General features: G+C 69.4%; 23 protein-coding genes. 5 read left to right on the top strand and 18 right to left on the bottom strand.

Annotated features, from left to right (window positions below):
• Positions 1-4: 4 nt before the first annotated feature.
• Positions 5-1,150, bottom strand: a complete 1,146-nt coding sequence (locus AVE30378_RS19870; protein ID WP_129242584.1) for an MFS transporter — start codon at positions 1,148-1,150, stop codon at positions 5-7.
• A gap of 247 nt (positions 1,151-1,397) precedes the next feature.
• Here AVE30378_RS19870 and AVE30378_RS19865 point away from each other — a divergent pair, with 247 nt between their 5' ends.
• Positions 1,398-1,994, top strand: a complete 597-nt coding sequence (locus AVE30378_RS19865; RefSeq protein WP_129242583.1) for a low affinity iron permease family protein — start codon at positions 1,398-1,400, stop codon at positions 1,992-1,994.
• Between the two features lie 32 nt (positions 1,995-2,026).
• Here AVE30378_RS19865 and AVE30378_RS19860 read toward each other — a convergent pair whose 3' ends face one another.
• Together AVE30378_RS19860 and AVE30378_RS19855 are read right to left on the bottom strand one after the other, a co-directional pair.
• The gene (locus tag AVE30378_RS19860; RefSeq protein ID WP_129242582.1) at positions 2,027-4,108 is read right to left on the bottom strand and encodes a DUF8189 domain-containing protein; all 2,082 of its coding nucleotides are present in this window, start codon (positions 4,106-4,108) and stop codon (positions 2,027-2,029) included.
• A 113-nt stretch (positions 4,109-4,221) separates the two neighbouring features.
• Complete coding sequence (locus tag AVE30378_RS19855; protein WP_129242581.1) at positions 4,222-5,100, bottom strand: LysR substrate-binding domain-containing protein; 879 nt, start codon at positions 5,098-5,100, stop codon at positions 4,222-4,224.
• A 118-nt stretch (positions 5,101-5,218) separates the two neighbouring features.
• Here AVE30378_RS19855 and trpB point away from each other — a divergent pair, with 118 nt between their 5' ends.
• Positions 5,219-6,427: a tryptophan synthase subunit beta gene (gene trpB / locus AVE30378_RS19850; RefSeq protein ID WP_129242580.1), complete on the top strand. Its 1,209-nt coding sequence runs from the start codon at positions 5,219-5,221 to the stop codon at positions 6,425-6,427.
• Positions 6,424-7,209, top strand: coding sequence for a tryptophan synthase subunit alpha (trpA, locus tag AVE30378_RS19845; RefSeq protein ID WP_129242579.1), 786 nt, complete (start codon positions 6,424-6,426; stop codon positions 7,207-7,209). The genes trpB and trpA overlap by 4 nt, the downstream gene beginning before the upstream one ends.
• Here the strand turns inward: trpA and AVE30378_RS19840 are convergent.
• The 5 genes from AVE30378_RS19840 to AVE30378_RS19820 form a co-directional block, all read right to left on the bottom strand.
• A complete protein-coding gene (locus AVE30378_RS19840) occupies positions 7,206-8,474 on the bottom strand; it encodes an NAD(P)/FAD-dependent oxidoreductase (RefSeq protein ID WP_129242578.1) in 1,269 nt (422 codons plus the stop codon). The two genes, trpA and AVE30378_RS19840, sit on opposite strands and share 4 nt — an antisense overlap.
• 37 nt (positions 8,475-8,511) lie before the next feature.
• A complete protein-coding gene (locus AVE30378_RS19835) occupies positions 8,512-9,810 on the bottom strand; it encodes an NAD(P)/FAD-dependent oxidoreductase (protein WP_129242577.1) in 1,299 nt (432 codons plus the stop codon).
• 10 nt (positions 9,811-9,820) lie between these two features.
• Complete coding sequence (locus AVE30378_RS19830) at positions 9,821-10,552, bottom strand: amino acid ABC transporter ATP-binding protein (protein WP_129242576.1); 732 nt, start codon at positions 10,550-10,552, stop codon at positions 9,821-9,823.
• A complete protein-coding gene (locus AVE30378_RS19825) occupies positions 10,549-11,208 on the bottom strand; it encodes an amino acid ABC transporter permease (RefSeq protein ID WP_129242575.1) in 660 nt (219 codons plus the stop codon). The genes AVE30378_RS19830 and AVE30378_RS19825 overlap by 4 nt, the downstream gene beginning before the upstream one ends.
• Positions 11,209-11,271: 63 nt before the next feature.
• Positions 11,272-12,027 (bottom strand): substrate-binding periplasmic protein, encoded by a 756-nt coding sequence (locus tag AVE30378_RS19820; RefSeq protein WP_129242574.1) that lies wholly within the window; start codon positions 12,025-12,027, stop codon positions 11,272-11,274.
• Between the two features lie 327 nt (positions 12,028-12,354).
• Between AVE30378_RS19820 and AVE30378_RS19815 the strand changes: the two genes are divergently transcribed.
• Positions 12,355-13,212, top strand: coding sequence for an IclR family transcriptional regulator (locus AVE30378_RS19815; protein ID WP_129242573.1), 858 nt, complete (start codon positions 12,355-12,357; stop codon positions 13,210-13,212).
• A gap of 30 nt (positions 13,213-13,242) precedes the next feature.
• Here AVE30378_RS19815 and AVE30378_RS19810 read toward each other — a convergent pair whose 3' ends face one another.
• The 7 genes from AVE30378_RS19810 to AVE30378_RS19780 all read right to left on the bottom strand — a co-directional run bounded on the left by AVE30378_RS19810 (position 13,243) and on the right by AVE30378_RS19780 (position 20,303).
• The gene (locus tag AVE30378_RS19810; protein WP_129242572.1) at positions 13,243-13,617 is read right to left on the bottom strand and encodes a carboxymuconolactone decarboxylase family protein; all 375 of its coding nucleotides are present in this window, start codon (positions 13,615-13,617) and stop codon (positions 13,243-13,245) included.
• A gap of 21 nt (positions 13,618-13,638) precedes the next feature.
• A complete protein-coding gene (locus AVE30378_RS19805) occupies positions 13,639-15,267 on the bottom strand; it encodes a GMC family oxidoreductase (protein WP_129242571.1) in 1,629 nt (542 codons plus the stop codon).
• 2 nt (positions 15,268-15,269) lie between these two features.
• Positions 15,270-16,958, bottom strand: coding sequence for a thiamine pyrophosphate-binding protein (locus AVE30378_RS19800; RefSeq protein ID WP_129242570.1), 1,689 nt, complete (start codon positions 16,956-16,958; stop codon positions 15,270-15,272).
• A gap of 22 nt (positions 16,959-16,980) precedes the next feature.
• Positions 16,981-17,955, bottom strand: coding sequence for a tripartite tricarboxylate transporter substrate-binding protein (locus AVE30378_RS19795; protein WP_129242569.1), 975 nt, complete (start codon positions 17,953-17,955; stop codon positions 16,981-16,983).
• An 82-nt stretch (positions 17,956-18,037) separates the two neighbouring features.
• Entirely contained in the window at positions 18,038-18,727 is a 690-nt protein-coding gene (locus AVE30378_RS19790; RefSeq protein ID WP_165360248.1) for a GntR family transcriptional regulator, read from the bottom strand.
• A 104-nt stretch (positions 18,728-18,831) separates the two neighbouring features.
• The gene (locus tag AVE30378_RS19785; RefSeq protein ID WP_129242567.1) at positions 18,832-19,161 is read right to left on the bottom strand and encodes an AAA family ATPase; all 330 of its coding nucleotides are present in this window, start codon (positions 19,159-19,161) and stop codon (positions 18,832-18,834) included.
• A 26-nt stretch (positions 19,162-19,187) separates the two neighbouring features.
• Entirely contained in the window at positions 19,188-20,303 is a 1,116-nt protein-coding gene (locus tag AVE30378_RS19780) for a phage tail sheath family protein (protein WP_129242566.1), read from the bottom strand.
• Between the two features lie 223 nt (positions 20,304-20,526).
• Here AVE30378_RS19780 and AVE30378_RS19775 point away from each other — a divergent pair, with 223 nt between their 5' ends.
• The gene (locus AVE30378_RS19775; RefSeq protein WP_129242565.1) at positions 20,527-21,135 is read left to right on the top strand and encodes a LysE family translocator; all 609 of its coding nucleotides are present in this window, start codon (positions 20,527-20,529) and stop codon (positions 21,133-21,135) included.
• A gap of 30 nt (positions 21,136-21,165) precedes the next feature.
• Here the strand turns inward: AVE30378_RS19775 and AVE30378_RS19770 are convergent, their stop codons facing one another.
• Genes AVE30378_RS19770 through AVE30378_RS19760 form a run of 3 tightly spaced genes read right to left on the bottom strand, consistent with a single transcriptional unit; the run spans position 21,166 to position 24,087 of the window.
• Positions 21,166-21,909 (bottom strand): hypothetical protein, encoded by a 744-nt coding sequence (locus AVE30378_RS19770; RefSeq protein WP_129242564.1) that lies wholly within the window; start codon positions 21,907-21,909, stop codon positions 21,166-21,168.
• Between the two features lie 53 nt (positions 21,910-21,962).
• Positions 21,963-22,919, bottom strand: a complete 957-nt coding sequence (locus tag AVE30378_RS19765) for an acyl-CoA dehydrogenase family protein (protein WP_129242563.1) — start codon at positions 22,917-22,919, stop codon at positions 21,963-21,965.
• The gene (locus AVE30378_RS19760; RefSeq protein WP_129242562.1) at positions 22,912-24,087 is read right to left on the bottom strand and encodes an acyl-CoA dehydrogenase family protein; all 1,176 of its coding nucleotides are present in this window, start codon (positions 24,085-24,087) and stop codon (positions 22,912-22,914) included. Before AVE30378_RS19760 ends, AVE30378_RS19765 begins: the two co-directional genes overlap by 8 nt.
• Between the last annotated feature and the right edge of the window lie 6 nt (positions 24,088-24,093).

The following is a 24,093-nucleotide window of genomic DNA, read 5'->3' as shown; positions in this document are numbered from 1 at the left end:
GGCTTCAGCGCCGCGCGCGGAGCAGCAGCAGAAGCGCCAGCAAGGAGCACCCGCCCGCGGCGAGAAAGCCCGCGCCATAGCCTTTCCAGCCGATCAGCGCGCCGGCCACCGGACCGGTCAGCGCGTAGGAGGCGTCCTGAAAGGCGGAGTAGTAGCCCATGGCGGTGCCGCGTTCGTGCGATGCGCAGCGGGCCACGGCCAGGGCGCCCAGCGCAGGGAAGGTCAGCGAGCAACTGCCGCCGACCAGGGCCACCGAGAACAACGCCCAGTACGCATTCGGGGCGGCCGCGAGCAGGCACAGGCCGGCCGTCTGCGCCAGCAGGGACGCGCCCGCCAGGGCTGCCAGGCGCTGCCCTTGGAGCAAATGGCCGAAGACCAGGCGCACGGCGACGAACGCCGTGCCGAAGAAGAAGAGCGCCAGCGTGACGAGCGGCCAGCCGGATGCCGAAAAATAGAGCGACACGAACGCTTCCACCGACACGAAGCCCACCGCATGCAGAAACAGCACGGCGCCCGGCAGCAGGACCTTGCCGAACACGGAGCCGGCGGAAGAGCGCTTCGGATCGTGCCGGTTCGCGTCGCCGACGGCCAGGAGCAGGAAGAGGGCGACGGCTGGAAGCGCGAGTACCGGGCCGGCCACGCCGGGCAGTCCGAAGTGCCGGAACAACAGGATGCCCGCGGGTGCGCCGCAGGCGATCGCCCCGTATATCGAAATGCCGGTCATCGACAGCACTCTCGCGGTGCTGGCCTCTCCCAGCCGATCGATGGCCCAGATGATGGCGGCGGTGGTCAGGATGCCGACCGCCAGGCCTTGCGCGATGCGGGCGGCGACCAGGACGGGAAGCGCGGCGCCCGGCATTGCGCTGGCCGCCAGCAGCAGCAGGCCGTAAGCGGACAGGCCATACAGGCCAAGCAGGGTGCAGCGGCGCGCGCCGGCGGCGCCCAGCAGCCTGCCGACGAACATGCGGCTGGCCAGCGAGGCCAGGAACTGGCTGCCGATGACGATGCCCACGGCCGTATCGCCCGCGCCGAGAGTCCCGGTGACGAACAGCGGCAGGCCGCCCAGCGAGAGACCGACGATGAAGAAGCAGATGACGACGGCGCACTGGATGCGCGCAAGACCGAAACGCGGAGAGGAGGGAGATGGCATTCGGAACCCTGGAAGTTGCGCAGGGCGGCGAATGGAATAGGACGCGCCCCGCCGAGGTTGGCAGTGCGCGTTGGCTGACGTTAACGCCTACGGTCCGATCGCGGAGCCGCGCCTTGTCTGAGCGCGGCAATGGGACGCGCAAATTCTAACAGGAATCATTCTCGTCGGTGGCGAGGCAACGAAAAAGCGGCAGGCCAGGCATGGCGCTTGCTGGAGGCCCTCCGTGCGGTTACGCCCGGGAGGGAACATGGACGCTTCCAGCGCGGGGCGCAATGGGCGGTCGAAATCGTCCCGCAGGTCCGTCGCGACTTATTTCGACCATTTCGCCGCGGCGGTCACGGCATGGGCGGGGTCGTCCATCGCCTTTGGCCTGGCGGTTGGCGTGGTGCTGCTGTGGGCGGTGACCGGCCCGATCTCCGGTTATTCCGAGGACTGGCAATTGCTCATCAATACCGGCACGACCATCGTGACCTTCCTCATGGTGTTCCTGATCCAGCAAAGCCAGAACAAGAACGACCGGGCGGTGCACCTGAAGATCGACGATCTGCTGATCGCGCTGAAAGGCGCGGACGAGGACCTGGTCGATGCCGAAACCCTGGATGAGGAAAGGCTGGTCGCGCTGGCCGCTGCGTTGACCGCGCATGCGAAGCGGATCGCGCGCGACAAGCGCAGGCGCCCGGCGGGCGAGCGGAAGCGGCCGGCGCCTGACGGGGCCAAGCGCCAGGCCATGAAGACGCCGCGCACCCGCAACGGCACGGGGCGCGACGCGCATGGCCACCGCCTCGTGGCGACGCGTCCGGTGATGGGGCGGCCCGGGCGGCGCAGGATGTCCAAGCCGCCGTAGATGGCGGGTTCGCGCCGGCCCGGCGTTCCCCGTCACTGCACCGCGGTCGGCGTGGCCGTGCGCGAAGCCTGGTTCGGCATGCGCTCCACGGTCAGCGTGCCGGGGTCGTCGGTGGCGGGGCGCACCACCACGGCCTTGCTGGCATTGTTGGCGCCGAGATTGGGCAGGTCCGAGGGGCGCGCGGCCACGGCCGCGAACGCGCCGCCGCCGCTGGACGGCACGCCGTCCAGCGTCAGGCTTCCCGCCCAGGCGCCGTCGCGGCGCGACAGCACCTGGTAGCGCTGCGGTCCGCCGGCGGTGCGCGCGACGACGTACAGCGTGCCATCGACGATGTTGATCGCGGGCGGCGATGCGGCCTGGGCGTCCAGTTGCGCCGGCTTGCCGTGCTCGACGAGCCAGAGGTGTCCGCCCGCGCGCTCCAGGATCGCAAGCACTACGTTGCCCTGCGCGTCGGCGTTGATGGCCGGGCGTCCGATGTAGGGGACGCCCAGGTCGGCCGGCGCGCTCCAGTCCATGTCGAGGTCGGTGGTGTCGCCGGTTTCCAGCAGCCGGGTCAGATGGTTGTCGCTGCGCTGGCGGAAATAGAGTTCGACGCGGTTCTCGTGGTTGCGGATCGCCGCCAGGCCGCCGGCGACGGTGGGCGCGGGCACGTGGCGCCAGCCTTGCCATTCGGGGCGATGGCCCTTGGCGGCCGGCAACTGGCGCGTGTAGAAGAGTTCGCCCGCGGCCGTGACGGCGAAGACGACGTAGCGCCCGTCGGCGCCGCGCGCCGCGGCGGGGCCGCCGGTGGCGCCTTCCAGCAGGGGCAGGTCTTGCCAGGTGCTCCAGCCGCCGTCGATGCCGGACGGCGCGATCCAGTGAAGCCGCCCGTCATAGCCCAGGGCCACGGCGGCGGCCTCGCCGCGCGGTGCCACGGCCGGGATCTGCGTCACGCGCACGCCGCCCAGCGCCTGCCAGCCTTGCCAGGTGCCGTCATGGCGCTGCTTGTTCGCCCACACGCCGCCCAGCGGATCGCGCGCCATCAGGCCGGCCGTGCCGTCGGCGTGCGTGAACGAGACCAGCGGGCCGCTGGTGCGCCCGCCCAGGCTTTGCCAGCGCCGCTGGCCGGAGTCCCAGCGGTTGACGGCCGCATTGGTTTCGCCCGCCGCGAACACCACGAGGCCGCCGCGTCCGTCGGGGTACAACTGCGGCGCCATATCCTGGCGCGACACGTAATAGGCGCGCTGCACCCAGGCGGCGGCCGGCCCGGCGGGTTCTTTGCAGCCCGTCGGCCCGGCGCAATAGTGGTAGTCGTTCCAGGCGTAGTGCTGGAAGATCACCGACTTGGTGGCGATCTCGGTTGCGGTCAGGTTGGTGGCGCGTTCCTGGCTCGGATAGTCGATGTAGCCCGTTTCGGCATAGTTGCCGGGCACGCGCACCATGGCTTCGCGCACCAGCCGCGCGCTGGCGATGTGGTCCGGGTGCCCATGGCCGGCGCAGCGCCAGCACAACTGGGTATAGGGCACGGCGATCGTGTCATCCAGGTGGCGCACCGTGGTGGGGGCGTATTGCCGGATCACGTCGGCCAGGGTGTCGATCAGTTGTTCGCGCGTGTAGACCTCGGCATAAGGCCCCAGCGTTTCGACGCTTTGCCCGGGTTCGGATTCGGTGCGGCTGAGCGGCGTCAGGCTGCCCCAGCCCTTGCCCAGCCAGGGGTCTTTCAGCCGCATGTGCCAGAGCTGGACGCGCGGATTGCCCTGCAGGGTGAAGCGCGCGAAGTGGTGTCCGCCGGCGGTTCCGGCGTCTTCTTTCCAGACGTCGGGCTCGCGCGCCATGTAGGCATAGGCGGCGCGCACGCCGCGCTCGCGGCCCAGCATATAGCCTTCGCCCTCGCCGGCGTCGCTGGCGGTCAGGTAGACCACGCGCACGCAGCCGCCCGCCTCGATGTTGGAGGCGATGTCCGGATTCATGAACAGCAGGTCGTCATCCAGGTGGGCGACGAAAGCCAGGTCCTTGATGCCATGGCATTGCGCCAGCGTGGGAGGAGATGCGAGCGCCTGATTGGAGAGCAGAGCGGCAAGAGCGAGAAATAGCGCCTGGCCAAAGGGGCGCAGCAAGGCCATCAGGACGGACATAACAGGGCGCGGCAGAAAAGGCGCGGCGCGAAAGGGGGTTAATAAGTCCGAAAAGTATAGCGGCGGCGGACGGGCGGCTGTGGCCGGGATATGGGGCCGGATGCTCTTGGCTGCTAGGCGGTGCCCGCGCCCGCCAGCAGCCAGCCGCGCAAACGCTCCAGCGCGGCATCGGCGCGGGCGGCATCCTTGCGCGTGCAGAGGCTGAAGGCCGCGCCGCTTTCGACGAAGCCCAGCGGCGCGGCCAGCCGGCCCCGGTGCAGGTCGGCCTCGACCAGCACCGCGGGGGCGATGGCGATGCCCAGGCCGGCCGCGGCGGCTTCGAGCATGTGGCCCAGATGATCGAATTCGCGGCCGGGCCGTTGCGGGGCCAGCGGAATTCCTTGCTGCGCCGCCCAATCCTTCCAGGCGTCGGGCCGTGACGTGGTGTGCAGCAGCGGCGCGTCCAGCACGTCGGCCGGACGCCGGATGCGCGCGCCCCGCGCCGGGGCGCAGACCGGGCCGATGGTTTCCGGGAAGAGCGGGGTGACGGCCCATTCGCGGGGCCAGGCGCGGCCGGCCAGGATCAGCGCATCCACGCGCTGCGTATTCAGCAAGGCGGGATCGGCCGCGGTTTGCAGCCTGACCCGGATGTCCGGATGCCGGGCTTCGAAATGTTCGAGCCGGGGAATGAGCCAGTTCGAAAGAAAGCTGGCCGGCGCGCCCACGGCCAGCTCCGCCGGCTGCGAGCTGCGCTTGAGTTCGTCGCAACGGCGCTCGAGCAGGTCGAACGCTTCCTGGGCGGCGCGTTGCAGGCCCAGGCCCGCCGCCGTCAGATGGACGCCGCCCGCCCGGCGCTCGAAGAGCGGGCATCCCAGCCATTCCTCCAGTTGCCGGACCTGCTGGCTGACCGCGCTGTGCGTGACGCAAAGCTCCTTGGCCGCGAGGGTGAAGCTGGCTTGGCGGGCCGCGCTGTCGAAGAACCGCAGCGCATTCAGGGAGGGCAGTCGTCTCATGGATTGATGTTAGCTGAACTTACATAACTGATAAACAAATCGTTGATTCCAATAATGTTTTTATGAAGATAGCATAAGGAAAAATCCTTGCCTCACCTTGCCACGGAACCCGCGCCACATGCCATCCGCCATCCATCCGGCCATCCCCGACAGCCAAGGCCAATTCGGCCCCTACGGCGGCCGCTACATGCCCGAAACGCTCATCCCGGCGCTGGACGAACTCGAACGCAGTTTCAAGGCGCTGCTGGCGGACGAAGACTTCTGGCGGACGTTCCGCGGCATGCTGGCCGATTATGTCGGCCGCCCGAGCCCGCTGTTCCTGGCCCGGGGCATTTCGCAGGAACTGGGCGGCGCGCAGGTGTACCTCAAGCGCGAAGACCTGAACCACACCGGCGCCCACAAGATCAATAACTGCCTGGGGCAGATCCTGCTTGCCCGGCGCATGGGCAAGCGGCGCATCGTCGCCGAGACCGGGGCCGGGCAGCACGGCGTGGCGACTGCCACGGTCTGCGCCCTGTACGGCCTGGAATGCGTGGTCTACATGGGGGCGGAAGACATGGCCCGCCAATCCGTCAACGTGCGCCGGATGCGCATGCTGGGGGCCGAGGTACGCGCCGTGCACGCCGGAACCGCCACGCTGAAGGACGCCATGAACGAGGCCCTGCGGGACTGGATCGCCCATCCCGCCGACACGTACTACCTGCTGGGCACCGGCGCCGGGCCGCATCCCTATCCCTGGCTGGTGCGGGAGTTCCAGAAAGTGATCGGCGAAGAGACGCGCCAGCAGATCGCCGCCAGGACGGGGCGCATGCCCGATGCGATGGTCGCCTGCGTGGGCGGAGGCTCGAACGCCATGGGATTCTTCTACCCCTTTCTGGAACTCGACGACGTGCGCCTGTACGGCGTCGAAGCCGGGGGACTGGGTCTGGCCAGCGGGGCGCACGCGGCAAGTATCGGCGCCGGCCGCGCGGGCGTGCTGCATGGCTGCCGCAGCTACTACCTGCAGGACGAGGACGGGCAGATCGTGAACGCGCATTCGGTGTCCGCCGGACTCGATTATCCGGGCATCGGCCCGGAACACGCGTTGCTGCATGACCGCGGGCGCGTGGCCTACGTATCCGTGACGGACGCGCAGGCCGTGTCCGCCTTCCATTGGCTGACGCGCAGGGAAGGCATCCTGCCGGCGCTGGAAAGCGCGCACGCGCTTGCCTATGTGCGTGAACTGGCGCCGCGGATGCGGCGCGACGAAATCCTTGTCGTGTGCCTGAGCGGCCGCGGCGACAAGGACCTGGACACGGTGGCGCAATTTGGCGAGGCAACGTCATGACACGGCTGGACCGCACCCTATCGGCGCTGCGCCAATCCGGACGCAGCGGGCTGGTGACCTATTTCGCGGCGGGCGATCCCGACCCCGGCGCATGCCTGGCGCTGCTGCGCGGCCTGGCCGAAGCCGGCGCCGACGTGATCGAACTGGGCATGCCGTTCAGCGACCCCGTCGCCGACGGCCCCGTCCTGCAGCAGGCCAACGTCCGGGCGCTGGCCGGCGGCCAGACCCTGAAGCGCACGCTGGCCCTGATGCGCGAATTCCGGGCGGCGGACGCCAAGACGCCCGTGGTGCTGATGGGGTATCTGAATCCCATCCTGCGGCACGGCGTGGCGGCGTTTCTTGCGGACGCGGCCGCGGCGGGGGTGGACGGGCTGATCGTCATCGACCTGCCGATCGAGCATGCCGGCGAGATCGGGCGGGAAGCGCGCGCTTGCGGCATCCATCTCATCCGCATGTCCGCGCCGACTTCCACGGACGAGCGGTTGGCGGAAGTGCTGCGGGACGCGAGCGGATTCGTCTATCACATCATGCTGGCGGGCACGACCGGCGCCGAGCTTCCCGACGAGCGCCGCATCGCCCGCGACCTGGGCCGCGTGCGCGCGCGCACCCGGCTGCCCGTGGCCGCGGGATTCGGCGTGAGATCGCCGGACGAGGCGCGGCTCGTCGGCCGCCACGCCGACCTGGTCGCCGTCGGCTCCTGGCTTGCGCAGACGCTGGCCGAGCGGGGCGTCGACGGCGCCCTCGACGCGGTGCGCGAGCTGGCGGCCGCCTTGCGGCCCTAGGCGTAGCGTTCGAACCGGAACGGGCGGACGTCCACCGGCGTTTCCCGTCGCTGGATGAGCGCGGCCATGGTCTCGCCCACCGCCGGGCCGATGCCGAAGCCGTGGCCGGAAAATCCCGAGGCCAGGTAGAGCCCGGGCGCCTGCTCGACCGGCGCCATGACCGGCATGGCATCGGGCGTCACGTCGATGTAGCCGCCCCAGGACTGCGCGACGCGCGCCTGGCGGAATACCGGGAACGCGTGCAGCAGGCGGTCCCAGGCCTGGTTGACGCCGTTCGCGTAAGGCGCCGGGTCGAGCACGCGGCAGCGCTCGTAGGGCGTTTCGCGGTCGGCCGGAAAGCGGCGGGGAGTGGCCAGTTCTTCGAAGAAGCGCTTGCTGAAGCGCACGCGCACCAGCGCGTTGTTGGCGATCCAGGTGCGCAGGAATTTGCCCATGAGCCGGAAACTGTCCGGCACGATCTCGGCCAGCGAGGCCGAGAATTGCGATACGGTGTAGCCGCCGTCGGCCCGCTTGCGGCAGGTGAAGTCCTTGCCGTTGATGGCGAGCGACACGCCGGCGTCGAACGGCTCGGTGCGCAGCACGGAACCGCGCACCTTGAGCTGGGGGAAGTCCACGCCCAGGTTGCCGCAGAACAGGCGCGACCAGCCGCCGGCCGCCACCAGCACGGCCTGGGCGCGCAGCGTGCCGCGCTCGGTGATGACGGTGTCCACGCGGCCGGCGCTTTTTTCCACGCCGCGCACGGCGCAGCGTTCGAATATCAGCGCGCCGGCCTGGCGCGCGAGCGCGGCCACGCCCTCGGTCGCGATCTGCGGTTCGGCGACGCCGTCGGACGCGCTGTACAAGGCGCCCGTCCAGGCGCGCCCGGAGCGCGGCAGCAGGCGCAGCGCCGCGTCGCGCCCCAGCATTTCGGCCTGCACGCCATGGGCCCGGGCCTCGCGCAGCCAGGTTTCGTGCCCGGCGGCGTCGGCCTCGGTCTCTTGCAGATAGACCAGCCCGTTGCGGCGGTAGCCGACGTCGACCCGGGCCTGGATGTCGCTCCAGAGCCGGTTGGCGAGCAAGGCCAGCGGCACTTCGGGCTGGTCGCGGCCCAGCGTGCGCACCCAGCCCCAGTTGCGCGAGGATTGCTCGCAGGCCAGCGTGCCCTTTTCGAACAGCGCGGTGCGCACGCCGGCGCGCGCCAGGGCGAGCGCGGTGCTTGCGCCGATGATGCCGCCGCCGATGATCGCCACGTCCACGGTGGCGGGAAACTGCGTTTGAGTCGTCATGACGATAGGGAGGTGTCCGCCGCGGGGGCGGTGGCGTTCATGCGGGGAAGCCCAGCGCGTCGCGCAGGCGGTACCAGTTGATGGCCAGCGTGGCGCCGAACTGGCGGGCCGGGTAGAAGGGCATGCGTTCGATCGGCGTGACGGGGAAGTCGAGTTCGCCCGCCGGCACGCCGCGGATGGCGTCGGTCAGCACGCGGCCCAGGGCCGTGCCCATGGCCACGCCGCGCCCGCAATAGCCGTAGGCGGTCCAGACGCCGGGCGCCAGCCGGTGCACGCGCGGCAGGTCGTCCATGGTCATGCCCACGCGGCAGGCCCAGCCGTGGCGCCAGGACGCGTCGGCCAGCTCGGGAAAGCGCGCGACCGCCGCGCGGCGCAACTGCTCGCTCGTCGACGCGTCGAGCTGTTCGGAGGAATGCCCGCGCCCGCCGATGACGAAGCGGCCTTCGGGATCGATGCGGCAGTAATACGTGATCTTGCGGGTTTCGGAGATGCCGGCGCGCAGCGGCATCAGTCGTTCCCGCAGGGCCGGCGGCAGCGGGTCGGTGGCGATCTGCGCGCTGGACACGTTGACGTAGGACTGCGCCACCGCCGGCCACAGCCGGTCGGTATAGGCGTCGGTCGCCAGCACCACGTGGCGCGCCTTGACGGCATGGCCGTTGACGGTCAGCGTGGCGCCGCCATCGGGCCCGGGCACGATGGCGGACACCGGGGAGCGGTCGTGGATCGCGGCGCCGGCCTCGGCGGCCGCGCGCGCCAGTCCGCGAGCGAACGCCAGCGGGTGCACCGCGCCGGCGCGCTTTTCGCGCAGCCCGGCCGGCCAGAAAGTGGAGCCCGTGGCGGCCCGCATGGCGTCGGCGTCGAGGTATTCGACGTCGCCGCCGTGCGCGTTCAGTTCCTGGGCGCGGCGCTTCAGATACTCGCCGGACGCCGCCGAGAACGCGCCCTGGATCCAGCCGTTGCGCGTGGCGGCGCAGTCGATGCGCAGCCGGTCCACCAGTTCGAACAGATAGTCCGCGTTGCCGTAGGCGAAACGCGTCATCCGGGCGGCGGCGTCGGCGCCGAAGCGGCGGATCAAGGCCTTCGGTCCCGGCTTGAAGCCGGGCACCACCTGGCCGCCGTTGCGGCCGGAGGCCCGGTGGGCGATCTCATGGGCCTCGAACAGGGCGACCCGGAATCCGGCCTGGGCCAGGTGCAGGGCGGCTGACAGGCCGGTGAAGCCGCCGCCGACGACGGCGGCGTCCACCTCGAGCGGGGCGGCCAGCGCCGGCGACGCGGCGCGCGCGGGCGTGGTCGCGGCCCACAGCGAGGCCGCGGGCGAAAACAGATCGTTGTTCATGGTGCCGGAGCTACTGGGCGTGAGTGACGCGTTTGAGGAAGTCGCGCATGCGTTCGTTGCGGGGCGTGGTCAGCACTTCGCGGGACGGTCCCTGTTCGGCGATGCGGCCGCCTTCCAGGAACAGCACGCGGTCGGAGACGTTGCGCGCGAAGTCCATTTCGTGCGTGACGATGACCATCGTCATGCCTTTTTCGGCGAGCGTGCGCATGACGGACAGCACCTCGCCCACGAGTTCGGGGTCCAGCGCGGAGGTGGGTTCGTCGAACAGGATGGCCTCGGGCTCCATGGCCAGCGCGCGGGCGATGGCCACGCGCTGCTGCTGGCCGCCGGAGAGCTGCTGCGGATAGTGGTTCATCTTTTCCGCCAGCCCCACCGAGGCAAGGATCTCGCGGCCGCGCGCGGTGGCTGCCGCCAGGCTTTCGCCCTTGACGTGCACGGGCCCTTCGATGACGTTCTCGAGCGCGGTGCGGTGCGGGAACAGATTGAAGCGCTGGAACACCATGGCGACGCGCTGGCGGATGTTCTGGACATCCTTGCGGCGCGCGTCCACGGTCACGCCGTCGACCGTGATGCGTCCGCCGTCGTAGCGTTCCAGGCCGTTGATGCAGCGCAGGAGCGTGGACTTCCCGGAGCCGGAAGGGCCGATCAGGCACACGACCTCGCCCTGCCGGATTTCGGCGTCGATGCCTTCCAGCACGCGATGGGCGCCGAACGATTTGCTGAGGTTTTCGATCTTGATCATTGGCGGCGCCCCAGGCGGCGTTCAAGTTTGCCGATGCAATACATCATGGGCAGGCTCATGGCCAGGTACATGAGGGCGACCAGCGTGAAGATGGTGGCGCTCTTGAACGTGGCCGAGGCGATCAGCTTGCTCTGCATGGACAGTTCGACCACGGTGATCACCGCGGTCTGCGACGAGTCCTTGAGCATCATGACGACGTTGTTGCCGTAGGGGGGCAGGGCGACCTTGAAGGCCTGCGGCAGCACGACGCGCCGCATGAGCTTGGCGCGCGACATGCCCAGCGACTGGGCGGCCTCGAATTGCCCGGGGTCGACCGCGTCGATGCCGGAACGGAACACTTCCGACATGTACGAGGAGTACGCCACGCCCAGGCCCAGCGCGCCGGCCTGGAAGGCCGTCAGGCTGATGCCGATCTCCGGCAGCACGAAATACATGTAGAACAGCACGACGATGATCGGAACGCCGCGGATGATGTTGGTCAGGATGCGGCTGGCGTGCGCGAGCGAGGCGATGCCGCTGACCCGCAGCAGGGCCCAGAACAGCCCGAGCGCCGTGGCGATCACCAGGGCCGCGGCGGTGATGGCGATGGTCGTCAGCACCCCCTGCATCAGCACCGGGAAGAACTCCGTGGCGTCACTGAAAAAAGACTGGAACATCTTGAGTACCTGTTATGGCGCGCCGCGGCGGACCCGGCCGCGCGGCGCGCGGGATCGGCGCGATCAGCGCGAGACGCCCCACTTCTTCATGATGGCGGCGATGGTGCCGTCCTGCTTGAGCGCGTCGATGGCGGTATTGAGCTGCTTGACGCGTTCGGCGTCGCCCTTGCGCACGGCCAGGGCGATGTTGGTCGGCATGGCCGGCTGGTAGCTCTCGACGTAGCGCACGTTGCGCACGCCCTGGGTGCGCACCTGGTACGAGATCACGGGGCCGTCGCCGAAGGCCGCGTCCAGGCGGCCTAGCGCCACGTCGCGCACCAGGTCGGCCATGGTCTCGTACATCTTGACCTCCTTCAGGCCGGGCGCCGATTTCAGCGGCTCGACATAGAGCGTGCCGATCTGCACGCCCACGGTCTTGCCCTTCAGGTCGGCGATGCTCTTGTAGTCGGTCTTGTCCTTCTCGGGCACGATCAGCGCCTCGCCGTACTCGACCACCAATTGCGTGAAGTCGACGACCTCGGCGCGTTGCGGCGTCTTGGCGAAGGCCGACGCGATGATGTCGATCTTGCTGGTCTGCAAGGCGGGCACCAGCGAGGCGAACGGGATGGGCATGACTTCCGCCGTGAAGCCGGCCTGCTTGCCGACCGCGTTGGCGATGTCGATCATCACGCCCTGCAGGGTGTTGGTCTTCGGGTCAAGGAAGTTGAAGGGCACCGCGGTGGGCGTGGCGCCCACCTTCACGGTCTGGGCGTGCGCGCCCGACAGCGCGGCGGCGCACAGCGCCGTCGCCAACAACGATTTCAACGTTTTGTGCAGCATCGGAATCCCCTGGGAGGCCAGAATCGCGCGCCTTGACGGTGTCTTGGACGTTCGATTTCGTCCCGTTTTGGCGCGCATTGTTGTATCGAATAGCGATATGCATGTATCGCAGGTAGATTTTATAATCCGGCCAAGGAAAGCCTGTCAACATGCGGGATTCACCGCTAAGCGCTTTTTAATTAAGGGTTTTCCCGAAATGGATTCTTGCGCCAGAGCAAGAATTCCCCAGAGAATTTCGCGCTTTTTCTTGCATTCATCCGCATTGGAATGCAATCTGTGCGTATCGAAGAAAAATTGATTCGCGGCTCCGTCCGCCCGACCCGATCCATGAACCCGGAATCTTCCACGCTGTACGTCCAATCGCTGGCGACCGGCATCGCCGTGCTAGACGCTTTCACCGCCGAGCGCGCCTCCATGAGCCTGCCGGAAATCGCCGCGGCCGCCGGCATCACGCGCAGCGCGGCGCAGCGCTTCGCCTTCACGCTGGAGGCGCTGGGCCTGCTCAACAAGGACCCGGTCACGAAGCGCTATTCGCTGTCGTCGCGCACGCTGGACAGCGGCTGCCGCTACCTCGAATCCCATCCGCTGCTGGACCGCGCCAATCCCTTCCTGCTCGAGCTCAACCGCAACGCCGGCGAAACGGTCAATCTGGCCGAGCCCGCGGGGCAGGACATGATCTACATCGGCCGCTTTCCCAGCCCCTTGCGCCTGCTGGTGCACATGCCGGTGGGCCGCCGCATCCCGATGTACTGTTCCTCGACGGGGCGCGTGTACCTCGCGGGGCTGAGCGATGAGGAAGCCTATGAGGCGCTGGCGGCCTGCGATCGCGTGAAATACACGTCCAACACGCTGACCGATCTGGACGAATTGATGGCGCAGGTGCGCGAGTCGCGCGAGCAGGGCTACGCCTATTGCAAAGAGGAGTACTACCGGGGCGACCTGGCGCTGGCGGTGCCGGTCTACGACCTGAACCAGCGCGTGGTGGCCGGCCTGCAGTTGTCGGTGTCGGCCGCCAAATGGACGGTCAAGCGCGCGCTGTCGCGCTTCATCCCGATGATGCTGGAAACGGCCCGGCAGATCTCCACCTCGCCGCCCACGCCGCGCGCGCTGGCGCCTTTCGGCGGCGGCGCCGCGCGGGACCTGCATGCCCAGCCGCCGGCGCGGCCGGGCGGGCGCAAGGGCTGAGCGCCGATACGCCGGTGTTCGCCCGCGCCGTCAGGCGGGCTGCTGGCCGCCCGTTTCTTCCATGAGGATGGGAATGGCCAGGTTGCAGGAATGGATGCCCATGACGGTGGTGAGCTGGATCGCCTCGAGCAGTTCCTCCCGGGTCGCGCCGGCCTTCAGGGCATTGCGCATGTGGCGCCGCACGCCCGGGCCGTACAGGTGCGTCGTGGCGGCGTTGATGGCCACGAGGATCAGCTCTTTGTACTTCTGCGGCAGCGGGCCGTTGCGCTGCGGCACGCTGCGAAAGGCGAGATAGGCTTCCATGAATTCGGGGTCCAGCTCGCGCAACTGGTCCCACAGCGGGTTCCAGTCGCCCTTGGCGATATGGGCTTCGCACAGCGGAGTCGGGCGGGTCTTGTCTGGCATGGTGAAGGCTCCTGGGACGGGTCAGCCGGCGGCGTCGGCAAGCATGAATTCCGCCGCGCGCTCGCCGATCATCATGGCGGGCGCGTTCGTGTTGGAAGAGGCGATGGTGGGCATGATGGAGATGTCCGCCACGCGCAGCCCTTGCAGGCCGTGCACCTTGAGCCGTTCGTCCACCACGGATTCTCCGGGCCGTCCCATGCGGCAGGTGCCCACGGTGTGCCAGGCCGTCTGGCCGGTCTGGCGCGCGTAGGCGAGCAGATCCGCGTCGGAGACGGCGGCGGCGCCGGGCCGTTCTTCCTGCACGATGACGGGCTGCAAGGCCGCCTGTTCGGCGATTCCGCGTATCAGGCGCAGCATGGCGACGGCCGTCGTCCGGTCATGGGCGTCCTGCAGGTAGTTCGGGTTGATGGCCGGCGCGGCCCGCGGATCGGCCGAAACGGCATGGATGCTGCCGCGCGAGCGCGGATACAGCATGAAGCCGCCGATCGAAAACCCCGGGAATTTGTCGATGCCGCCCACGCCGTCGCGCGAATACCGGTCCTTGCCGCTGATGTGGTAGATGCGGATCATGACGTCGGGGTGCGGCAGGGCGGCGGACGTGCGCGTGATCGCATGGGCGGTCGACGAGGTGCCCGCCAGCAGCCCCTTGCGGCCGACGAGATAGCGCAGCGCGGCCTTCACCTTGTGGTAGGGGCTGCGCATGATGTCGTTGATGGTCTCGGGGATGGACGAGCGGTACGTGCATCGCACCTGCAGGTGGTCGCTCATGTGCTCGCCCACGTCGGGCAGGTCGCGCACCACGCCGATGCCCAGCGACCGCAGCCGCGCCGCGTCGCCGACGCCGGACAGCTCCAGCAGTTGCGGCGATTGCACGGCGCCCGCGCACAGGACCGTTTCGCGGTGGGCGGAGGCCGACCGCGCGGAGCCGTTCCAGTCGTACTCCACGCCCGTGCAGCGCGTGCCGTCGAAGCGCAGGCGGCGCACGAAGGCCTGCGTGCGCACCACCAGGTTGGCCCGTTGCCGCGCCGGCCGCAAATACCCGACGGCCGCGCTGCAGCGCCGGCCCGCGTGCGCGCTCTGCTCCAGATAGCGCACGCCCTCATAGCTGACCGCGTTGTAGTCCTCGGTCGGCGCGATGCCGGCCTGGCGGCAGGCGGCGATGTAGGCGTCGGAGATTCTGTCGGGGTCCCGGACGGCCCGGTCCGTGATCCGGATCGGGCCCGACCGGCCGCGCAGCGGATGGCGGGAATAGGGGTTGTTCTCGATCTTGCCGAAGTACGGCAGCAGGGTCTGGAAGTCCCAGCCCTTGATGCCGAATTTCTTCTCCCATCCATCGTATTCCAGCGGATCGCCCCAGACGTAGGCCATGCCGTTGACGGAACTGGAGCCGCCCAGCACCTTGCCGCGCGGCCAGTAGATCTGCTGGCCCGCCAGGTTGGCCTGCGGCTCGGTCTTGAAGGGCCAGACCACCTTTTCGTTGGTCAGCAGCCTGCCCACGCCCAAGGGGATATGGATCCACAGGTTGCGGTCTTCGCCGCCGCCTTCGAGCAGCAGCACGCGGTGCTTGCCCGAAGCGCTCAGGCGATTGGCCACCACGCAGCCCGCCGAGCCGGCCCCGACCACGATGTAGTCGAACTGTTCTGCTGTCATGTTTACTTTGCGCGGTTCTTGAAGGAGTCCCTACGGAAGCTGTAGAGGGCGTTGGGATCGACCTGGATGTCGACCACCGCGGGGCGGCCGCAGCGTATGGCGGCGTCCACCGTGCGCGCCAGATCGGCCGCGCGGTCCACGCGGAATCCTTGCGCGCCCCACAGTTCCGCCAGCTTGTCGTAGGGCGGATTGGGCACGTCGGCGCCCAGGTAGCGCTGGTCGAAGAAGTCGCGCTGATAGGCTTTTTCCGCGCCCCAGCAGCCGTTGTTCATGACGAGGCAGACGGTATTGATGCCGTTGGCGACCGCCGTGCCGATCTCGCTGCATGCCATGCCGAAGCCGCCGTCGCCCATGAGGCTGATGACGGTGCGCCCCGGTTGCGCCAGCTTCGCGCCCAGCCCGCAGGCGTACGAGAAGCCGACCAGGCCGAAGTCCAGCGGGGTGAACAGCGCGGGCGTCTGCGCGTAGCGCATCTGGTCGGTGGCCTGGAGGCAGAGCGTGCCCGCGTCCATGGTGTAGATGGCGTCGTCGGGCGCCACCTCGCGCAGCGTCTTGAACAGATAGGCAGGCTGTAGCGGATCGGCGGCGGCGCCGGCGGCTTCGTCGCGTTGTTGCAGCAGAGCGCGGCGCTGTTCGGCGAATCGGGCGGCCCAGGCCGCGGTCCCGGGATGGGCGGGCAGGCCTTGCAGCGCGGCGACGAGATCCTGGGCGACGGTGTCCGCGTCGCCCAGGATGCCGACGTGCACGGGAAAGAAGCGGCCCAGGGCGGTGGGCTCGATTTCCACCTGGATCAGCTTGGCGGCGGGGTTGAGACTGTCGCGCTGGTAGAACGTGGTGTTGAAGCCGAGCCGCGTGCCCAGCGCCAGGATGACGTCGGCCTGCTTGGCGAGGTCGGAGGCCACTGCGTTGCCGCGCGGCCCGACCTGGCCGGCGTACAGCGGGTGCTGGCACGAGATCGCGTCGCCGTGGCCGGGCGACATGGCGATGGGCGCGTTCAGGCGTTCGGCCAGTTCCAGCACGGCGCGCTGGCTGCGGGCGTTCTTGACGCCGCCGCCGGCGATGATCAGCGGCCGCTCCGCCTGCGCCAGCATTTGGGCCGCCTGTTCCAGCACCGCCCGCGGCGCCGTCAGCGTGTCGAACACCTGGGCGCGCTCGAACGCGCCGTAGGCCGAGGCGTCCAGCGAATCCGCCAGCAGGTCGCGGGGCAGGTTGAGCATGACGGGCCCGCGCCGCGGCGACAGGGCGGTCCTGAAGGCCTCGCCCACCATTTCGGGGATGCGCGCCGTCTGCGTGAGCGTGTACGTCTTCTTCGTGATGGGCTTGAATAGCGACTGCTGGTCGACCTCCTGGAAGGCGTCCCGGTAGATGTGGGCGGAGGATAGCGACCCGCCCAGCGCCACCACCGGCGAGTACGCGGCGTGGGCCTGCGCCAGCCCGGTCACCAGGTTGGTCGCGCCCGGTCCGTTCTGCCCGGCGAGGAATACGCCCGCCTGGCCCGACGCGCGGGCGTAGCCGTCGGCCATGTGCACCCCGGTGCGTTCGTCGCGCACGCCGATGAAGCGGATGTCCCGCGCATCGTACAAAGCGTCGAATATCTCCATGCCGGCGGAGCCGATCAGGCCGAATACGTGGTCGGTGCCTTGGGCGCCGAGCGCCGCGACGACCGCCTGGCCGCCCGTCATGTTCTTCATGTGATTCTCCTTTCCGATGCGGTTACTGGTTGGCCTTCAGGATCTTGTTGAACTTGTCCATCTCGCGCGCGATGTACTCGTCGAAGGCCTGGAGCTGGCGGTTATCCGGCACCAGGCCCTGGCGCGTCAGTTGTTCCTGGACGGCGGGATCCCGGCTGACCTGCGCGATGGCGTCGGCCAGCGCCTGTTTCACGGCGGGAGCGGTCTTGGCGTTCATCACCACCCCGTACCAGATGCTGTAGTCGAAATCGCCCAGGCCGATTTCCGCGACCGTCGGCGTGTCGGGCAGGAGGGCGGAGCGCTTGGGGCTGGTGACGGCAAGCGCCTTCAACTGGCCCGACTGGATGAACGGCAGGGCCAGCGCGATGGGCGGAAAGGACACGTCGACGCGTCCCGCCGCCACTTCCGCCACGCCTTCCTGCACGCCCTTGTAGGGAATGTGTTCCAGATGGACGCGCGCCTCCTGGTTGAAGTAGCGGCCGACCAGGTCGGTCGCGGAATTCACGCCGGCCGAGCCATAGGTGAACCGGGCATCCGGGCGCCGCGCCGCGTCGACGAAATCCCCAAGCTTGTCGTAGGGGCTCTTGCGGTTGAGCACCACCAGCGTGGGCGACGAGGCGATCGCGGCGATGCCGGAGAAATCCTTGAGCGTGTCGTACGGCATCTTGTCGTTGACCGCGGGGATGACCACGTACGACGAGGACACGAACAGCATGGTGTTCTTGTCGACCGGCTCGTTCAGCGTGCGCTGGGCGCCGACCAGGCCGCCCGCGCCGGGCTTGTTCTCGACGACGACGGGCTGGCCGAGCAGCGGACCGAGTTTCTCGGCATAGATCCGGGCAATGATGTCGATGAGCGCGCCGGGACTGAACGGCACGATGATGCGCAGGGGCGCATCGAACTTGACCGGGGCCGGCGCGGCCTGGGCCTGGAATGAACCTGCGAGGAAGAGTGCGGCGGCGATGCCGGTTGTCAGGCGGCGATGGAATGAAAGCATGGTTGTCCCCTTTGCTTGATTGTCATCATTCTAAATGTCGACATTTTTACTTTAATGGATAAGTGAGCCGGGTACAAGGGGGTCAGGCCTGGCCGGTGCGGGAAAGTTCTTCGAGCACGGCGTCGCGGTTCTGCACCGCCAGCCGGTAGTGGCAGGCGGCGGCGCGTTCGGGCTCGTGCGCGGTGATCGCCTGGATCGTTTCCTTCCAGGCGAGCAGCGACCGTTCCCGCCGCTCCAGCGTGGCCAGGCTGATGCGCACGTAGCGGCCGATCTGCTTGGCGATGTCGTCCGCGTAACTGGCCAGAATGGCGTTGTCGGCCAGGCTGGCGATGTATTCGACCAGTTCGCGGCTGTGCCGCGTGTATTCGGCGGGGTCGCCGATGTTGTCCGCCAGCAGCCGCAGACGGCCTTTCAGGATGTCGGCCTCGGCGGGGGTGCAGCGTTCGGCGGCCAGCCGCGACGCGGTGGACACCATGGCGGCGCGCACCGCGTACAGGTCGAGGATTTCCTTCGCGGACAGCAGCGTGACGCAGGCGCCGCGCTGCGGGCGGATGGTGGCCAGGCCGCGGATCTCCAGCAGGCGCAGGGCCTCGCGCACGGTGGCGCGGCTGACGCCGTAGGTCGAGGCGAGTTCCGTCTCTCGCAGCCGGTCGCCCGGCGCCCATCGGCCGCCGGCTATCTGTTCGGCGAGCAGGTCGGCGATCTGCAGGGGCAGGGTCTTGAGGAGATTGGGGTTTTGCAGCGGCTGGGGCATCTTGTGGGGAGTGGGCATCCGGGAATTCATGCGCCCGCGCATTGTAGGCCAGGGCGCGGATTCTCAGCATTTTATGCTGGAATGTCGACATTCGTCGGGCCTTACTTTCGCGCGCCGGACGCTCAGGGCTTGCGGCCGTCCTTGGTTCCCGAGCGCTTGCCGAAGAGTCCGTCCGCTTCGTCGAACAAGAGGGGCGAGCCGCCGCGCTCGGCGGATTCGAGCAGGCGGCGCAGATTCGCCTCGGTTTCGTCGATGTACTTGCTGAAGACGCCCGACAGGTCGATGCGGTACGGCCGCGGTTCCGCCTTGAGCGCGGGGGCATCGGCAGCCTGGGCCCGGCCGGCGCCGCCGCGCTGTCTGGGCGGGGACGCCCGGCGGCCATCCCGTTTCGCGCGGAGTCTGTCGTGTTTGTAGGAGTCCAAACGCTGCGGATTGACGGTGGATTGCGCCATGGCGGCCTCCTGGTGCCCGGCCGGGCTCAAGCCTGTATCCGGCCGGCCGGTTGCGCGATGCGGATGACGACGAACTCGGCCGGCTTCAGCGGCGCGAACCCGGCCACGATATTGAGTATGCCCTGATCGACGTCGTTCTGGGTGGTGGTTTCCCCGTCGCATTTGACGAAGTAGGCGTCGCGCGGCGTTCCGCCCTGGAAGGCGCCCTGGCGGAACAGCGCGTGCATGAAGGCGCCGGCGTTCAGGCGTATCTGCGCCCAGAGCGGTTCGTCGTTGGGTTCGAAGGCCGCCCACTGCGTGCCGCCGCGCAGCGATTGCTCCACGAACAGCGCCAGGCGGCGCACCGGCACGTATTTGTATTCCGATGCGCCCTGGAGCGTCCGGGCGCCCCAGCACACCGGGCCATGCCCGGGAAGCGTGCGCAGGCAATTCACGCCCAACGGACTCAAGCTCCCGATCTCATTGTCGGTAAGGGAGGCGGCCAGGGAAACGACGCCGGCCAGGCGCGCTTCGGTGCCCGAGGGCGCGGCCCAGACGCCGCGGGCGCCATCGGTGCGGGCATACAGGCCGGCGATCGTGCCGCAGGGCGGCGCCAAGCGGGGCGCGCCGTTCTTGAGCGGATCGGAGACATGGACCCATGGGTAGTAGACCGCGGCATGGTCGGATCCGGGCAGCGCCGCGCCCGCGGCCGCCCGCGCCATCGAGGCCGGATCCGTGGCCGCGCCGGGCGCGTCCACGATCAGGAAGGCGCGCCGCTCTTCGCAGCAGGACGCGGCTTCGGCGAGCACGCCACCGTGCGCGACGGCCGGCAGGCACAGCAGGTTGAAGTCCGCTTCCCGCAACGCGCGCAGGCCCTTGCGCTGCGCGGTCGGCGCCGCGTCTTCCGTCCGCAGCACCCAGGCGTCGGCGCCGCCGTTCAGGAAGAACTGGCGCACGGCGTAGCCGAGTTCCGAATCCCCGGACAGGCCGCCGAACACGTGCTCGTAGTCGGAAAAACGGGAGATCCGCACCGCCTTGTCGATGGGGCCCTGGAGCGCGGTCCCCAAGAAGGCCGCGACCGACGTGGGCGCGCCGGCGATGGGGCGCGCGCCGCTCGGAACTTCCTGGACGTAGACGCCGGGATAGGACGGGATGGGAGGCATGGGCTGCTCCTTGCACCGCTTCGATGACGTGCCGGTTGCCGCGGGCGCGGGCGAGAGAAGCCGCCCTGTTGAGGGTGTTATAGAGGCTCTGCCCGGACCCGGCAATGGCTTCCCCGCGACATTAACGTTCTGTTGCGCATTCCGGCGTTCCCCGCCGGCGGATTTGCGCCGCTCCCGCGCCGGACGCTAGACTGGCGCTTCCTCTCTTCTCCGGCATTTCGCCATGGCGCTGCATAGCTGGCTCATCTACCTGGTTGCGGTCATCGGCCTGTCGGTGACTCCCGGGCCCAATACGCTGCTGGCGCTCACGCATGGCGCGCTGCATGGCCATCGCAAGGCGCTGTGCACCATCGCCGGCGGGGCCGTCGGCTTCGTGGCGTTGATTGCGTTGTCGATGCTCGGCATCAGCGCCCTGCTCAAGGCCTGGGGGCCCGCGCTGACCGTGCTCAAGTGGGCGGGCGGCGCTTATCTGATCTGGCTCGGCATCCAGTTGTGGCGTTCACCCGGCGTGCAACTGCGCCCGGCGCCGGACATGCCGCGGATGCGCGGCATGCGGATGTTCAGCCAGGGCTTCCTGTCGGCCATCTCCAATCCCAAGGCGCTGCTGTTCTACGGCGCCTTCCTGCCGCAGTTCATCGATCCGGCCCGCAGCCTGACGACGCAATTCGCGATCATGGCCGCCACGTTCGTGGCCGTCGAATTCCTGGTCGAATACGTCCTGGCGCGCCTGGCGCACCGCGTGCGCCCCTGGCTCGAACGCGCCGGCCGGCGCTTCAACAAGGTGTGCGGCGGCCTGTTCGCCGCCATGGGAGCGGCCCTGCCGGGTTCGTGACCCGCCGGTCCGCCGGCGGCTTGCTTACCCTCAGGCAGCCGCCAGCCACCGCCCCGATTCCGGGTCGATGGCAACGCGGGCGCCGTTCAAGCGGATCTGCTCTTCGTCCAGCCGCAGCGAGGCCGGGTCATCGACGTCGAAAGCGATGCCCAGCACGCGTGCGACGCTGGCCGCTTCGATCGGCAGTTCCCAGGTCAGGAACAACTGCGAGAGGTCCTGGCCGGACGCGAAGTCGGCTTCGCGGAAGCGGTCGCGGCCGCGGAGCACGACACCGTGGGGCTGGCCCGTGTCGAAGATCATGGCGGTGCCTCGGGTCAGCGGTATCCTCCGGCCCGTGCCGGGGAAGAGCACGTCCAGCCCTTTGTCTTCGCTCAGGAACAGGTTGCAGAACGCGGCGCCGCCGTATTGCGCGGCGTCGTGGTGGTAGCGGGCGCCGCGGCACGCCATGAGGGCGATGTCGGCGCCAGCCAGCACCGCGTCCTCCAGCCCGAGCGCGCGCGTCCAGTCGCGCATCGCCCGCAGGCACTGGCCGTAGCCGGGCCAGCGCGCCTGCGTCCGGGCCAGGGGCATCTGTTCGACGTCACCCGGTTCCAGGCACAGGCGCGCCGAGATTTCCCGCTCCCAGTCCGCGAGCACGCGGGCCGGCGGCGCGGGCACGTCCAGGGTCTCCGTCAGCACCGCGCCGCTCACGCCGCGGCTGCGCAGGGCGTCGCCGCTCCAGTAGTAGGCGGTCAGGCGGTCGGTCGCGCGGGGCGCTTCGGGATTGCGGTTCATGCGCGGTTCGAAGAGGGGGCCGTGGCCTGGCCGCGGAAACCGACATGGTACCGCTACGGTTGCAGCAGCGCCGCCGTGCGCTCGGCCTCGACGGCCAGCCGGTAGGCGCGCTTCAGGTAGAGCTGGGCGTCGTGCTCCCAGGAAAAGCCGATGCCCCCGTGGACCTGGATGGACAGCTTGACGGCGCGCCGCGCCGCGGCCGCGGTCACGCGGGTGGCCAGGGCCGCCAGCGCGGGATCGAGCGCGGCGCGCGAGCGTAGCAGCGCCTCCACAGCGTAGCGGCCGTTGTCCAGGCCGATCCAGGCGTCGACCAGCGGATGCTTGATCGCCTGGAACTGGCCGATGGCCCGTCCGAACTGTTCGCGTTCCTTGGCATAGGCGATCGCCAGGTCCAGGGAGGCCCCGGCCGCGCCGGCCAATTGCGCCAGCAGGAAGGCCAGGTGGGTCTGCAGCGCGGGCAGGACCTGTTCGCCGGGCAGCGCCGCCTGGGCCAGGGCCGGTCCGCGCAGGCGGGCCGGCGCCACGGTCGGGTCCAGGCCCTGCGCGGGATCGAGCATCGCCGGGTCGTGGCGGGCCAGGATCCAGCCGCCGTCCCGCCGGCTCAGGCGCAGGTATTGGGCCGACGGGCCGTAATCGTCGATCCATCCTGCTTCGTCTTCGGCCCGGTCGCAGCGGATGCTGGCCGGATGCGCGGCCAGGTCGAGCAGGACTTCGGACAGGGCGGGGGCCTGTTCCAGCAGCACGCGGGCCAGGAAGGCCGAGGCGCCGTAGGGCAGGGTGAGCAGGGCGCGCCCGGCCCATTCGCCCATGGGCAGCGTGCCGGGGCCGTATTCGGCCTGGAAGGCTTCCGATCCCGCTTCCAGCCAGCCGCCTTCGGCCAGTTCCTTCCACAGGGCGCGCTGGGCGTCGTCGTGCGCGGGAAGCGCGCGGCGCGCGTACGCGGCGGGATGCCGGTCTTCCAGCAGGCGGCCGAAGGTCGAGGACAGCAAGGTCCGGATTTCGCTATGCATGTTGTCCCCTGTCCTTGGGCAGGCCGAGCAGCCGCTCGCCCACGATATTGCGTTGGATTTCCGAGGTGCCGGCCACGATGGTTTCGGCCCGCGACCACAGGAATTCGCGCTGCACGCTGGCGGCTCCGGCGTACGGGGCGCCGGCCTGGGGGCCCAGGACGGCCGCTTCGCCCAGGAGTTCCACGCGCTGTTCCCAGACCTGCTGGCGGGTTTCGCTCCACATCAGCTTGAGCATGGCACCGTCGATGCCGGGGGTGTCTCCGGCGGCGACCTGGCGCAGCACGCGGTCCACGCGCCAGCGGATGACCTGGCAGGCGTCCGCCAGATCCTGGACGCGGCGGGCGTGCACGGCGCGCTCGGCCGGCGCCAGCGGCGCCCGCGCGAGCGCCGCCTCAAGCTCGTCGAGTTCGTCTTCCAGTTGGACGACGCGGGGCATGAAGTAGATGCCCCGCTCGTATTCGGCAGCCGCCATCGCGATGCGCCAGCCTTCGCCGGGTTCGCCGAGGATGCGGCCTTCGGGCACCGCCACCGCTTCGAACAGCACTTCGTTGTAGTCCGCTTCGCCCGTCATCTGGCGTATCGGTTCGACGCGCACGCCTTCGGCGCGCATGTCGATGAGCATGAAGCTCAGGCCGCGGTGGGCGCGGCTGGCGGGATCGGTGCGCACCAGCGCGAAGCACCATGTGGCCAGATGGGCCTGGGTGGTCCAGATCTTGCGGCCGTCGACCCGCCAGCCGGCGGCCTCGGGCCGGGCCCGGGTGCGCACGGAAGACAGGTCGGAACCGGTCTGGGGTTCGGAATAGCCCTGGCACCAGATTTCGCTGCCGTCCCGGATGCCGGGCAGGAACAGCGCCTTCTGTTCGGCGGTGCCGAAGCGCAGCAGGGTGGGCGCGAGGATGGCGTGCGCGATGCTGTTGATGGGCTGCGGCGCGCGCAGGCGGGCGCAGAGTTCATGGAAGGCGATCAGCGTGGCCGTGGGCAGTTCGCGCCCGCCGTATTCGCGCGGCCAGGTAAGGGCGACGAGGCCGGCCTCGCACAGCATGCGGTTCCAGGTCTGGCGGCATTCCGGCGTGTGCGACGCGGTGTCCGGGTGTTCGGCGCGCAGTTGCGCGAGCGCGGTCCGCAGCCAGGCTTCGGCGTCTTCGAGAAAATGTTCGGTGCGTATCATGGCGAT

The organism is Achromobacter veterisilvae (assembly GCF_900496975.1).
Classification (GTDB): domain Bacteria; phylum Pseudomonadota; class Gammaproteobacteria; order Burkholderiales; family Burkholderiaceae_B; genus Achromobacter; species Achromobacter veterisilvae.
Note: the sequence above shows the minus strand (reverse complement) of the source record. Positions and strands in the feature narration are given on the sequence as shown.

Bases quoted from the DNA above. Each gene is read 5' to 3' on its own strand.
- AVE30378_RS19870 (WP_129242584.1), bottom strand. From the start codon at position 1,150: ATGCCATCTCCCTCCTCTCCGCGTTTCGGTCTTGCGCGCATCCAGTGC.
- AVE30378_RS19865 (WP_129242583.1), top strand. From the start codon at position 1,398: ATGGACGCTTCCAGCGCGGGGCGCAATGGGCGGTCGAAATCGTCCCGC.
- AVE30378_RS19860 (WP_129242582.1), bottom strand. From the start codon at position 4,108: ATGTCCGTCCTGATGGCCTTGCTGCGCCCCTTTGGCCAGGCGCTATTT.
- AVE30378_RS19855 (WP_129242581.1), bottom strand. From the start codon at position 5,100: ATGAGACGACTGCCCTCCCTGAATGCGCTGCGGTTCTTCGACAGCGCG.
- trpB (WP_129242580.1), top strand. From the start codon at position 5,219: ATGCCATCCGCCATCCATCCGGCCATCCCCGACAGCCAAGGCCAATTC.
- trpA (WP_129242579.1), top strand. From the start codon at position 6,424: ATGACACGGCTGGACCGCACCCTATCGGCGCTGCGCCAATCCGGACGC.
- AVE30378_RS19840 (WP_129242578.1), bottom strand. From the start codon at position 8,474: ATGACGACTCAAACGCAGTTTCCCGCCACCGTGGACGTGGCGATCATC.
- AVE30378_RS19835 (WP_129242577.1), bottom strand. From the start codon at position 9,810: ATGAACAACGATCTGTTTTCGCCCGCGGCCTCGCTGTGGGCCGCGACC.
- AVE30378_RS19830 (WP_129242576.1), bottom strand. From the start codon at position 10,552: ATGATCAAGATCGAAAACCTCAGCAAATCGTTCGGCGCCCATCGCGTG.
- AVE30378_RS19825 (WP_129242575.1), bottom strand. From the start codon at position 11,208: ATGTTCCAGTCTTTTTTCAGTGACGCCACGGAGTTCTTCCCGGTGCTG.
- AVE30378_RS19820 (WP_129242574.1), bottom strand. From the start codon at position 12,027: ATGCTGCACAAAACGTTGAAATCGTTGTTGGCGACGGCGCTGTGCGCC.
- AVE30378_RS19815 (WP_129242573.1), top strand. From the start codon at position 12,355: ATGAACCCGGAATCTTCCACGCTGTACGTCCAATCGCTGGCGACCGGC.
- AVE30378_RS19810 (WP_129242572.1), bottom strand. From the start codon at position 13,617: ATGCCAGACAAGACCCGCCCGACTCCGCTGTGCGAAGCCCATATCGCC.
- AVE30378_RS19805 (WP_129242571.1), bottom strand. From the start codon at position 15,267: ATGACAGCAGAACAGTTCGACTACATCGTGGTCGGGGCCGGCTCGGCG.
- AVE30378_RS19800 (WP_129242570.1), bottom strand. From the start codon at position 16,958: ATGAAGAACATGACGGGCGGCCAGGCGGTCGTCGCGGCGCTCGGCGCC.
- AVE30378_RS19795 (WP_129242569.1), bottom strand. From the start codon at position 17,955: ATGCTTTCATTCCATCGCCGCCTGACAACCGGCATCGCCGCCGCACTC.
- AVE30378_RS19790 (WP_165360248.1), bottom strand. From the start codon at position 18,727: ATGCCCACTCCCCACAAGATGCCCCAGCCGCTGCAAAACCCCAATCTC.
- AVE30378_RS19785 (WP_129242567.1), bottom strand. From the start codon at position 19,161: ATGGCGCAATCCACCGTCAATCCGCAGCGTTTGGACTCCTACAAACAC.
- AVE30378_RS19780 (WP_129242566.1), bottom strand. From the start codon at position 20,303: ATGCCTCCCATCCCGTCCTATCCCGGCGTCTACGTCCAGGAAGTTCCG.
- AVE30378_RS19775 (WP_129242565.1), top strand. From the start codon at position 20,527: ATGGCGCTGCATAGCTGGCTCATCTACCTGGTTGCGGTCATCGGCCTG.
- AVE30378_RS19770 (WP_129242564.1), bottom strand. From the start codon at position 21,909: ATGAACCGCAATCCCGAAGCGCCCCGCGCGACCGACCGCCTGACCGCC.
- AVE30378_RS19765 (WP_129242563.1), bottom strand. From the start codon at position 22,919: ATGCATAGCGAAATCCGGACCTTGCTGTCCTCGACCTTCGGCCGCCTG.
- AVE30378_RS19760 (WP_129242562.1), bottom strand. From the start codon at position 24,087: ATGATACGCACCGAACATTTTCTCGAAGACGCCGAAGCCTGGCTGCGG.